The organism is Paenibacillus sp. TC-CSREp1 (assembly GCF_050171015.1).
Lineage (GTDB): Bacteria > Bacillota > Bacilli > Paenibacillales > Paenibacillaceae > Paenibacillus > Paenibacillus silvae.
In genome coordinates, this window is sequence record NZ_JBNOKM010000008.1 from 52,172 (window position 1) to 64,486 (window position 12,315).

7 protein-coding genes and 1 tRNA gene are annotated in these 12,315 nt (G+C 47.3%); 3 read left to right on the forward strand and 5 right to left on the reverse strand.

The window, feature by feature from the left end; translation table 11 throughout:
• Positions 1-532 precede the first annotated feature (532 nt).
• Positions 533-1,792, forward strand: coding sequence for a CynX/NimT family MFS transporter (locus ACQSGY_RS13435; protein ID WP_427052253.1), 1,260 nt, complete (start codon positions 533-535; stop codon positions 1,790-1,792).
• 190 nt (positions 1,793-1,982) lie between these two features.
• Here the strand turns inward: ACQSGY_RS13435 and ACQSGY_RS13440 are convergent, their stop codons facing one another.
• The 3 genes from ACQSGY_RS13440 to ACQSGY_RS13450 form a co-directional block, all read right to left on the reverse strand.
• Positions 1,983-6,038 carry a S8 family serine peptidase gene (locus ACQSGY_RS13440; RefSeq protein ID WP_427052254.1) on the reverse strand — a complete coding sequence of 1,352 codons (4,056 nt, stop codon included), beginning with the start codon at positions 6,036-6,038 and terminating at the stop codon, positions 1,983-1,985.
• Positions 6,039-6,452: 414 nt separating this feature from the next.
• Positions 6,453-7,232 carry a class I SAM-dependent methyltransferase gene (locus ACQSGY_RS13445; RefSeq protein ID WP_427052255.1) on the reverse strand — a complete coding sequence of 260 codons (780 nt, stop codon included), beginning with the start codon at positions 7,230-7,232 and terminating at the stop codon, positions 6,453-6,455.
• A gap of 1,169 nt (positions 7,233-8,401) precedes the next feature.
• A tRNA-Arg gene (locus tag ACQSGY_RS13450) sits at positions 8,402-8,475 on the reverse strand.
• 314 nt (positions 8,476-8,789) lie between these two features.
• Here ACQSGY_RS13450 and ACQSGY_RS13455 point away from each other — a divergent pair.
• Positions 8,790-9,083 (forward strand): DUF4870 domain-containing protein, encoded by a 294-nt coding sequence (locus ACQSGY_RS13455; protein WP_111268931.1) that lies wholly within the window; start codon positions 8,790-8,792, stop codon positions 9,081-9,083.
• Between the two features lie 397 nt (positions 9,084-9,480).
• Here the strand turns inward: ACQSGY_RS13455 and ACQSGY_RS13460 are convergent, their stop codons facing one another.
• Positions 9,481-9,921 (reverse strand): hypothetical protein, encoded by a 441-nt coding sequence (locus ACQSGY_RS13460; RefSeq protein ID WP_367398493.1) that lies wholly within the window; start codon positions 9,919-9,921, stop codon positions 9,481-9,483.
• Entirely contained in the window at positions 9,905-10,204 is a 300-nt protein-coding gene (locus ACQSGY_RS13465) for a hypothetical protein (RefSeq protein ID WP_188593356.1), read from the reverse strand. The genes ACQSGY_RS13460 and ACQSGY_RS13465 overlap by 17 nt, the downstream gene beginning before the upstream one ends.
• Before the next feature lie 194 nt (positions 10,205-10,398).
• On the opposite strand from ACQSGY_RS13465, the gene asnB reads away from it, so the two are divergent.
• Positions 10,399-12,243, forward strand: coding sequence for an asparagine synthase (glutamine-hydrolyzing) (gene asnB, locus ACQSGY_RS13470; RefSeq protein WP_427052256.1), 1,845 nt, complete (start codon positions 10,399-10,401; stop codon positions 12,241-12,243).
• Positions 12,244-12,315 lie beyond the last annotated feature (72 nt).

Below are 12,315 nucleotides of genomic sequence, written 5' to 3' on the forward strand. Positions count from 1 at the left end.
ATGGTTTTGGGTTGGGTTGGGTTGGGTTGGGTTGGGTTCGTTAGATGGTTGGTTAGGTTGGTTTTGTCGGATAGAAGTTTAGGTTTAATCAAGTTTGAGCTATATGAAGTTGGATTAAACAAATGTAGCTTTCTCATTCTATATTCTCATACTCCTATACCCTTTTCCCTTTGTCCTTACTTGTATCCCAGTAACCCTGTCCAATTTACCTTTCATTTTCATTATGTAGACAACCCTTTATTTTAAAGTAGCCCCGCTCCCTACACTTACACTTACACTTACACTCATACTCCAACTCCCTACCCTTATACTTTTCGAAAATAAACAAGTTCTCTGTCTGTGCCATAAAAAACAGCATGAACACCACCAGAAAATGTTAACCACCCTTGTCATGAAACCCGGCTAGGCGTACCAGGTGATGCATGTAATAACCACGCACACGTCTGCTGTAAAGTTTTTCATTACATTGCCCCATGTTGACATGGAATGTTATGCTTGTTTAATTAGACCTATGATAAACAGGAGATTAATTATGTCATCACATACCCAACAGCATCAGCACTCCCTTCCTTTGACGGAAAAAGAACAGTCCCCGCACGGGACAGAACAACTACAGCACACATCTAGAAATTATACGTTGCTGCTTGCCGGAATTATCGTGCTAGCGTCTACGATGCGTTCACCCATTACAGCCACAGGTCCCGTCGTGGAATTGATTCGTTCAGACACTGGCATCGGCCATACGATGGCTGGATTGCTAACATCACTGCCTTTGATTGCTTTTGCAGCTGTCTCACCTTTTGCCCCGCGCCTTGCCAGACGTTTTGGGCTGGAGACCGCTCTACTGCTTGCAGTAATCATTGTTACTGGCGGTATAACTTTACGCCTTCTTCCCTCTGTTGTCGCTTTATATGCAGGGACAGCTCTTCTGGGATGCGGGATTGCCCTCAGCAACGTACTCTTGCCAAGTTTAATTAAACGTGATTTCCCGTTACGTGTCGGTATGGTCACAGGGCTGTACTCGGTTTCCATGAATATGTTTGCTTCGATCTCGTCAGGCATCAGTGTACCCGTGGCAGAAGCCTCTTCACTTGGATGGAGAGCCTCATTGGGGATGTGGGTCATCTTCTCTATACTCGCCGTTTTGCTATGGCTGCCCCAAGCGCGGAAAGGCCGACAACAGATGTTATATGTGACCTCCCGGAATGAAGGCACCCCTACACGACTTTTTACGTCTTCTCTGGCCTGGTTTGTGACGCTGTTTATGGGGTTACAGTCGCTAATCTTCTATACTACCATCACCTGGCTTCCCGAGATTCTGACGGACCAAGGCTTCAGTGCCACCTCGGCAGGCTGGATGCTTTCACTGATGCAGCTGGTGAGTGTTCCTGTCACTTTCGTTGTGCCGATTCTTGCTGGAAGAACAAAAGATCAACGACTGCTGACCACCATCACATGTACATCACTTATCTTCGGGTATGCCTTGTTATTTACCGGTGTGCCTGTACTTGTAACCACTGGAGTTGCGTTAGCCGGTGTTGGTGCAGGAGCTTCCTTTGGTCTGGTCACCATGTTTTTTGTGCTTCGCACCACTCACGCGCGGGAGGCTGCACGTTTGTCGGGAATGGCTCAATCCTTCGGATATCTGCTTGCGGCGGGTGGCCCCTTGCTCTTTGGCCTGCTGCACGACTGGACCCACAGCTGGACACTCCCGCTACTCATTCAGGTCCTCCTTGGGATTGTGCTGCTTATGACCGGGATTCAGGCAAGCAAAGATCGAACCATTTCTTAGTTTGATAAAAAAACACCCCCAGGGACGGTATCACGATCCTTCCCTGTAAGCAAACAACAAGAAACGGCCTCACCCTGTATACACTCAACAGGGGAGGCCGTTTCTCATATCTTGCTGTCGTCCTGGTCACCGGCTTTATGCCGGGATGGACGAGCGCTTTACTTTTCCAGACAACATGCTCTTACCGCGTTTACTTCACCTTCACCTGAATGGTATTGGTGCTTGTTGCTCCCGCAGCATTAATCAGCTCGGCCCGGTACGTATACGTGCCGGATGCCTTGCCTTTCACCGAAGTCACGGCGAATTGCGGCAGCGGGGTTGTTGCTTTGAGCGACTGCGTATCAATCAGCTCATCGTTCTCGTAAAGACGATACTCGGTTGCATTGGTTCCCCACCAGAGGTTCATCATCACTTTGTAGTTGCCGTCCACATCCCAGTTGTCATGAGAGAGGGTCGCTTTGCCAGGCAGTGCATCGGTTACCCGTACAGTCAGTGTCTGACTGCGTGTAACTCCTTTGTCATTAGCAAGCTCGGCAACATAAGTGTAAGTGCCATTGGTTTTGCCTGTAATTTTCGTATGAGCAAACTGTGCCCAAGGCGCATTATAAGTCAGCTTTTGCGAATCCACCAGCACGCCATCCTCATACAGCTTGTAGCTGGTCGCATTTTCACCCCACCACATGTTCATCGTTACGGTATAGTCGCCCCCTAACAGACCATTTACAAAGCCGTTATTATGGGACAAAGATGGCGTTCCGGGTGCTTTGGTCGCTGGTGTTTCTGGCTCCGTCTGTGCAGACTCCACCTTGATGGTGGTGCTCGTTGTGCCTGCAAGACCCTGTTCGTCTTTCACTGTTGTTTCTACAGTATATGTGCCACCCTCAATACCCTCCAACGCATAATTGAAGCCGCCATCTGCCTGTACTGTAAATGTGCCTTCTTTCAACGTTGATCCATCTTCTTTTTTCACCACGTAGGATGCTTTCAGTGCGGCGGTTGGATCAAACGTGATACTCCAGCCTTTGGCCAGTGCAGGAGCTGCACGGAAATACAGATCATCTACCGAACCGTTAATCACAACGGCATCATCAGCTTTAAACTCCAGGTTTTGCGGAGCTGTTACTGCTGGTGCTGTCTTTTTAACCAGAAACGGAGGTGTATCTTCCTTGTAGGTTTTGCTGTCCGCGCCAATAGTTGTAATATCGACTGTATACAAGCCATCCGGCAGTTCAGCGACTTCATCTGTCGTATAATCAGCATACTGACCATCCCAGGCCAGGTTGTACCTTGTATTCGCATTAAAATTATAATAATTGCCGAAAATCGAGCCAATGTATCCATCTTGATAATAACCACCGTCCGGATCAAGGCCGTTATAGATTTCGATAAGCGCAAACGTCATTGGATTATGGAACTCCATTGCAACGTTCAATGTATCCAGAGAACCGTCTGCCTTCAACGGATAGTAGAACGGATTTTTCTCAGTTCCTTTGACTGTCTCAATGTATTTCACTCCACTGGAGGTCACGTTAAAGTGAGCCACATAAGGCACTGTAAATGTATTTGTTCCATTCGTAATTTCAATGTACCCCTGTGCCTCTGTTACCGCTGTAACCCCGCGAGGTACGGTAACGGTTACTGCCAATTCTTCCTCCCCATTCAAAGTGAATGAAGTTTTATCTACCGCAACAGACACCCCTGGCACCGTACGTGTCGGATTCACATTGACCGTATACTCGCCACCATTTCCGTTCAAGGCCTGAACCTTGATCGTTTTGGTCACTGTTTTTTCATCCGTGCTCATAAAGTTGCCATAGTTGATGCTGCCCGTTATGTTTTCTTTTTCAACAACCGAGCCGTTCTCGGTATACCGGGTTACATCCATGACTTTGACAAAGGCAGCAGGATCAATGGATTTTACCGCCTGGATGCGGCCTGCACCTTGATCAAATACATCATATTTCGCTGTATCAATAATTTTAGCGTTATTCATCAGAGCAGCCTTGACATCAAAAGGCGTCCAGTCCGGATGCTTTTCTAGCAGCAGTGCAGCCAGACCTGATACGTGAGGAGCAGCCATACTGGTTCCACTTTTGCGATCATATGCTTGTGAATAATCAGCATCTGGTTCATCTTTGCCATAGGCAGGAACTGTTGAAAGAATGTTGGAGCCCGGCGCAACGACATCCGGTTTGATATCAAGCGTTACTTTGGCAGGCCCGCGGGAGCTGGATGAACTCATCTCGTCCCCAGGTGTCTGACTGCGCTCAAAATCACTGAAGCTCACTTCAACGGGTTGGCCTGCATCCAGCTCAGCCTTGATCACTTCGCCATCTTCCTTGGACATGCTTAGTGTCGGGATCAGATCGAAGCTGTCACCTAGACTAACGCCAATTGGCCCCGGAATATTGTTAAATACGATAACACCTACAGCTCCAGCGGCTTTGGCATTCGCAATTTTCTCTACAAATGCAAGCTCGCCACGCTGAATCAAAGCCACTTTACCTGTGAAATCCTTACCTTCAAAATCAGCCGGTTTACCCAAAGCTGCAAATTCAACAGCATACTTGTCGGTCAAAACAGATTCAGGATCAGCCGCAAGACTCCAGCCCATCACATCCAAACGATAGACCGATTCGGTGACAGCCAGTGGCGTTTGCTCCGACTGTGCCGGCGCAGGTGTTGTCTCAATTCCATCTTGAGTCTCAGATAGTGAAACTCCGTCTGTTCCTTCTGCCGCAGGAGCAGGTACTTCCGATGTTTCATCATTAGTCGCTGCCGGGTCTGCAGCTTGTGCAGACTCAGTCTGATCACGCCGGGAAGCTTGCTGCGCCTCATCGGAGACTGCAGCATTAGAAGCATTTCCGTTATTTTGTGCTGGTGCTGCAGTTTCTCCTGTATCGCCTTCTGGCGCAGTCACTCCAGTTTTACCTTCCGGTGCGTTTACCGGTGCCGATTCAGGAGATTGCGTTTCGGGAGCACTGCCCAGTTCAGGCGTTTGCTCATTCTCTGGAACCGGCTGCTGCTCAGGTGTTTCTTCCTGGCCCTCTTCGCCAATCCAGAAATGTGTATTAGCCGTAATCAACTGGCTAGGACCTGTAGAGTTCCCCACCGTAATCGCCATCGCGGATGCACCCGGTGAACCGAGCGTATAACGGTTAGGGCCGCTATTACCGCTGGACACCACCGCAGTTACACCAGACAGCATAGCGTTATTCAATGCAACCGACGTCACGTAGCTTGGATCATTGTTCGCAGCACCAAGCGACAGATTGATAACATCCATGCCATCTGATACTGAGCGGTCAATTCCTCCCAGCACCCAGGATGTCTGTCCGTTTCCGTATGGCCCAAGAACACGATAAGCATAGATGTCCGCTTCAGGGGCAATCCCAACAATGCCATAGTCTCCTGCTTCACGGGCAGCTACCGTGCCGGAGACATGTGTGCCGTGAGAAGTATAATAAGAGCTGTTTCTATCATCAAACTCCGGCTGGCCTGATGCTTTCCACTCTTCATAAGTCGCTTCATATGGATCATTATCATTATCTACAAAATCCCATCCGCCTTTATAAGCGTCACGCAGATTCGGGTGATCGTAGTCAATCCCGGTATCAATGACTCCCACCTTCACACCTTTACCTTTATATCCCAAGTCCCATACTTCAGGCGCTCCGATAAAAGGTGCGGTATCTTTCATATGCGGATTGACTTCACCTGTGTCTGGTGCCAGGGTTACTTCAAGGTCAGGATATACACTGACCACTCCTGGTATTTGAAGCAATTGTCCCAATTGATTCCCCTTCACTTCAAGGGCTACACCGTTAAGGGCATATGCATAATTGTCCAGCACTTCGTGTTTGATTTTTTTCTGAGTGAGGCTATGTACAAATGACTGTTGTTGCTCTTCAACTTGAGTCACAGCCTTTGTTTCCATAGAGGAGGTAAATGATCTTCCAGAGAGGGTTGTTTCACCTTGTGCTACAGCAACAGGTTTATTGGACAGCTCGACGATAACGCGAATATTCTCTCCGCCGAGACCTTCCAGACTTTTATCCAAAAATGGATCTGCAGCAATTCGTGCCTCCCGATTAGCAAGCACTTCTCTCATCTGCTTTGCTTCGGTGCTGTTTAACGTATTATCCAGTTGAATTGCGGAATCTGCAGGAGCAGCTCCGGCAGCTGGCAGGATAAGTGAAAAAACCATAAGGACACTCAATAACATGGATATCAATCGTTTATTCAAGGTTATGCCCTCCTTCATCGTGTAAACCTCACCAAAATGGGTTCTTGCTCACTGCTAAGCACTGCAATTCTTTCGACTACATTCACCGCCTATCTGCAAGATGTTTGACCCTTGGTAAATTATTCTACCAAAATATCTCATTTTCCTTCTAATTACTTACATTATGATATAGAAATTACTTATATGGGTCTTTGGTAGGTTAAATATTCGCATTTGTATATTCCTGTCGTTTGAATATTAAAATTCAAAATATGGGGTGAGGACAAGGAAAAACCATGCTTTATCTGAACGAGATAAACGCATGGTCTTGAGTGGGTTTTATTCAATTTAAAACATTCTTACGGTAGGGTGAGAAGTGGTACAGCATTCCTTTTTCTATAGTTTAAAATTCATATAACAAAGTTTTTAAATTATTTAAACTTGATTTTCTGGCTTGAATGCTTCAATACGCAGTCGTTTGTAATCTGCATAAATCGCATCATTTTTCCACAGCTGAGGTCTGACGATTTCGCTAATTTCCTGACACCATTCCTTCACCTGTTCGGGGTTAAACCCCTTAAAAAAATCATCTCCAAAATGAGTCAGCCAGCCTGCAATTCCATCCTCCCCATCTGTTAGTTTAGTAGGACGATCGTAGTGATAGGCCTGACGAACCATAAATCCCCTGTCCTCTAAAATACGGCTGTACTGCCCAATGGTCGGAAAATACCAAGGATTACGTTCCGCTGCGTTAATGCCTGTATGTCGCTCCAGCACCTCTTCCACTGCATTCACAATGATCTGCACGTTCCCCTGACCGCCAAATTCGGCTACAAATCGTCCTCCCGGCTTCAAGGCGTGCCATACACAGTCTACAACATTACGGGAATTACGCATCCAGTGTAGAGCCGCATTGGAAAACACGGCATCATAAGCCCGTTCTGTATGAAAATGCTCGCCATCTGCCTCCATAAACTCCAGTTGCGGGAACTTTTGCTTTGCCCGGGCAATCATATCCGAGGAAGCATCCATACCCGTCACCTCTGCTCCCAAAAGAGAAATCTCATGCGTTAAATCTCCGGTTCCGCAACCGAGATCGAGAATGTACTCACCCGCTTGGGGACGCAGCCAGGAAATCAGACTTTTTCCATACTCCGATACAAAAGCCAGTTGATTGTCGTAGTCCTCCGCCTGCCACTGATTAATTGATTTCATCTGCTCCACCGTCGCTTTCGCTGTTGATAGATATATTGTGGCACAATTTACCTTATTGTTTAAATATATATAATCTATCTGTCTTATAGGTAAAAACAATCAAGGAGAGGGCGGGCATCTCTTCTTCCGAATGCATGCTAGAAACTGGATGTCACGGTTAGTCAGCTATTTGGCAGCTATTTCGGGTGACTAGCCTGGAATTGTTCTTCCGTTAAAGCCCGTCGCTGAGGTAGTTAGAGCAGGCATTATCTTGCTACATGATTTTTTTATGGAAGAGTGACACCGGGGTGGGCGGACACCTTTCCTTCTGCGGGGGATGGCGATCTGGCTCGGTTGCACTTCCTTCTGCGGGGGATGGTGACCTAGGGCGAACGCACTTCCTTCTACGAGTGATGGTGACCTGGGGCGATTGCACTTCCTTCTACGAGTGATGGGGACCTAGGGCGAACGCACTTCCTTCTACGAGTGATGGTGACTTGGCGCGAACGCACTTCCTTCTGCGAGTGATGGGGACCCGGTGTGACGTAATTTCTGACACTTGTGCTCATTCAACTTACTTTGTAGCTACTAATGTTAGTTCTTATCCTGTTTCTTAGGCATCACTCGCCCCCAAGCCCCTCTCCGTTCGCATTTGTAATTCTAACGAATCGAAACAACCTTATTATAATGAATTTGAGCATGTTCCAATTCTAACGATTCGAGGAAACGCTATTTAGGCTAATTGGCACGAAAACGGGCACAAAACTCGTGAAATAGACGAAATAAGCTTTCTACGATTCGTTAGATTTGTAGAATGCAATAAATGAGGCAAATAACGCTTCTCTGAATCGTTAAAATTTTGATGTGACGTTTGTAGTGATGATGATGGTTGCGATGGTGCAATGGTTGTGATGCTGGTGATGCTGATGATGACGGTTGTAATGGTTGTGATATGATGATGGTGATGTTTGTGTTGGCGGTACTGGTTGCGCTAAAGGTGACGCTGAACTCACTGCGCGCTCCTCACACAATCAATGCCAGTCTACGCGGTCTCACTTCGCAGGAGGGATACTCGCCTTCCAGGCGAGACTGCGATGCCTTTTCTCATGAAGCCGATGCTTCGACGAACCCTTGGGGTTCTCATCCCTTGAACGCAAAAAAAGCTTCCCAAAGGAAGCTTTTTTCACTAACGTCCCAGGAGGGATTCGAACCCCCGACCGACGGCTTAGAAGGCCGTTGCTCTATCCTGCTGAGCTACTGAGACAAATATGTATAACAAAAATGCGGAACGTTCTCTATTATACTCCGATTTCTATATTTTTCAATAGTTTTATTAAAAATTAATAATGCATCCACTAAACACCCTGCGCCGTATAGTATGCATACTGCTATCTAAAGCCGAATAGGCTATTGGTTTTGAGGTAATAGTAATAACATTCTTAGCCAAAACACCTCTCACCCAAATTCACCATCATCAGTAGGATACCGGCACCACTCCCACTTATTCAACTTACCACTTGCAGGGTAATTGGTTTGCATACATACATTTCAGAGATTGATTGAAGGAGAGATTTGTGAATGAGACAACTTTTATCATCATTATCCTATTTCAGCATTTTCTTTGCACCTTTTCTATTTCCCATCATTGTTTGGATTGTTGCGCGGGATGAATACATCGCAGGACATGCAAAGCGCGCACTTTTCTCCCATGTATTCCCATTTCTTGCTGCGATTCCGTTATTATATTTCTTCGTGACCTCCCAAAGCGTGGGATCAGCTGTCGGTTTTGTTGTTTTGTTCTTTGTCATCTATGGCCTGAGCTTTGTGTACAATATCGTAAAAGGCATTCAGGTTCTGCGCGAATACTATTGATCTGCTATTGATTCTGCAGCAGTGAATATCACATCTCATTTCATCTGCTCAGCAATTCACTCCCATGTGATCCGAATGCTGACAAAATGACAACAGCCCCGCCGTACCCGGCGGGGTTGTGTCTGTTTACGCGCATACTACAATAAAAACCACCCTATATAGGGCGTATCACGAAACCCGCTGAAGTGCACCTTCTGCCACCTCTTCGTCCCCTTCTGCGTCACTTTTCCTTGACGTGCCCCGGCACACCTGCAGTAAATCCCCTCGCCCGGAACGAAAATTCTACAAAAAATCTGCTCCCTTCATCGTTTTCAGACGCGCCCTGATCTAAGCTGGTTTGGCCCACCCTAACGATACCTCTAATTCACTCACTAACAATAACTTTGATCTTTTCCCCTCACGCTTTACCGATCAAATACCGCTGAAGTGTGGGGCCAAGCAAACCAAAGGCAAACAGGTTGCTTTGAAACTGCGCCTTGTCCTCCTCGGCTGTGACGCCCTCACTATTTTCAAACGCTGTATCTGTCGCATCTTCAAAAGCCGTATGCATGTTGTTGTTATACCAGTCAATCGCTGCATCCGAGTGATTGCGTACAATGCGCACCACCTGAAGCTCGTTTCCCGGCTGGGTTGAAGCAACGTATACAAGTAATGACGGATCTCCCGCGTTGCCAGGCTGTACTTCCACCTCTGCACAAGATAATCCATCCACTTCTGTTAATCTGCGTATTTTAGCATCCTGAATGGCGTACATCGTCATCTCTCTCCTTTTGTTCTGATCATTGGCTTCGTTCCAGTTCCAGTCATGTTGCCCGCTCTGTTCATGTCGTTTGTTCAATTTGTTGCCTGGTCTCCGGTGTGCCTAGCCGGTAAATTTCTCGATATACCTGCTGCAAAACCGCTTCATACGCACGGTTCACATCATGTTCTGGCGTGTCGGGCCACGGAAATACCATCCCTGGAAAGGCTTCTTCTTCCTTTTCCTGCATAAGATAAAGCAATCCCAGTAAATGCTCCGCTTCCTGCGGTGTGGCTTGAATCACCCATTCATAGGATGATGCAGATGAATCCGGTATAACCGAGCGGCCTATGACAGACACGTAATAATTGATCCTGTCCATTGCATGCTCTCTCCTTCACAGGCAGCTTGAGGCTGATATCCCTAGATGTAGTTTCCGAAGAGGACAGACATTTTATGCCTGCATTCGGCATATATTTGTTACGACTTCTGACGAAAAATACAACATTTGCTAGCTGCTCTCGACGCTTGGCAGCATACGGATGAACGACTCGACCAAGAAAGGATGAACTAACCATGTGCGGTATAACCGGCTTCGTGCAATGGAATCGGGATTTGACACAGGAATCGGAGCTGCTGGTCCGGATGACGGATAGCTTATCGAACCGCGGGCCCGATGCTTCAGGTACGTGGATTTCCAACCCTTGTGCTTTTGGACACCGCCGCCTCAGCGTAATGGACCCGGAGAACGGGGCACAGCCCATGCATGCATTACAAGGAGATGCCTCCTATACCGTTGTGTATAACGGAGAACTATACAATGCACCCGAGTTGAAGAAGGAGCTTCTTCAGCGTGGGCATCACTTTCGTACCCAGTGTGACACCGAAGTGCTTCTTGCCTCATATATCGAATGGGGACCTGTGTGCGTTGAAAAGTTTAACGGAATTTTTGCTTTTGCCATATGGGATGGCGGGCGCGAGCAGGTTTTCATAGCTCGAGACCGCCTAGGGGTCAAACCTCTATTTTACAGCCATGGAAAGGAAGCCCTTATTTTCGGTTCCGAGCCCAAAGCTCTGCTCCTTCATCCGGATGTAGAGGCCGCAGTCGGCCCGGAAGGGCTCGCAGAGGTATTTATCGTTGGTCCTGCACGAACACCGGGACACGGTGTATATTCCTCACTTCATGAGTTAAAACCCGCTCACGCGATGATTTACAGCCGTAATGGCATCAAAACGTATGCCTATTGGAAGCTCGAATCCGTCAACCATGAACACAACCTGGAGGAGACTGCCGCTGAAGTACGCCGCTTGTTACAGGATACGCTGGAGCGCCAGTTGGCTTCCGATGTTCCGGTATGCTCTCTTTTATCCGGCGGCCTTGATTCCAGCGCTCTGTCTGCATTGGCAGTGGATTATTATAACCGGACAGGGCAAGGTCAAGTCAGCACATATTCCGTCGATTATGTTGATAACGCCAAGCACTTCCAAGCGCATTCCTTTCAACCAGGTGCAGACGGTCCATGGATTCAACGGATGGTGGATGAGCTCAAAACCGACCATCACTGGATCGAGATTGAGAACGGGGAGCTTGTTCATGCCCTGAATCAGGCTATGCTGGTACGAGATTTGCCGGGTATGGCAGACGTGGATTCATCACTTTATTTATTCTGCAAGGAGATTAAAAAGGGAGCAACCGTCGCCATTTCCGGCGAGGCCGCAGATGAGGTATTTGGCGGTTATCCATGGTTTCACCGGGATGAGATGCTGAACTCCGGCACATTCCCTTGGTCAGTCGCACCTGATATGAGGGCCGGATTATTATCTCCCGAAATTCGCGACTGGATTAAACCACTGGACTATCTGGCTGACCGGTATTCAGATGCTGTTGCCGAAGTTCCTTTACTGGATGGAGAAACAGGCAAAACAGCACAGATGCGTGTGATGTCTTATTTAAATATTACGCGTTTTATGCCGACATTGCTCGATCGCAAAGACCGAATGAGTATGGGGGCAGGTCTGGAAGTGCGTGTCCCTTACTGTGACCATCGGCTGATCCAGTACGTATTTAACATTCCCTGGGAAATGAAAATTACGGGTGGACGAGAGAAAGGTATTTTGCGAAAAGCACTTGAAGGCGTGCTGCCTGATGATGTGTTATATCGTAAAAAGAGTCCATATCCCAAAACTCATAATCCTCAGTATCTTGCAGCAGTTAAACAGCAGGTACTTGATATTCTGGATGATCCAGCATCCCCTATTTTGCCGTTAATCGACAAAGTACAGATTCGAAATCTGGCCTCTTCACCTGAAGCCTCTTCTAATCTGCCATGGTTTGGACAATTGATGTCAGGACCACAGCTATTTGCTTATTTGACCCAGATCAATGGATGGTTAAAAACATATAACGTAGCTATTCGTTAATTTCACTGAAGCGCATATCTACTTTTCAATCATCGCATCATGCATCTTTTACATCTTGAACGGGTATAAAGC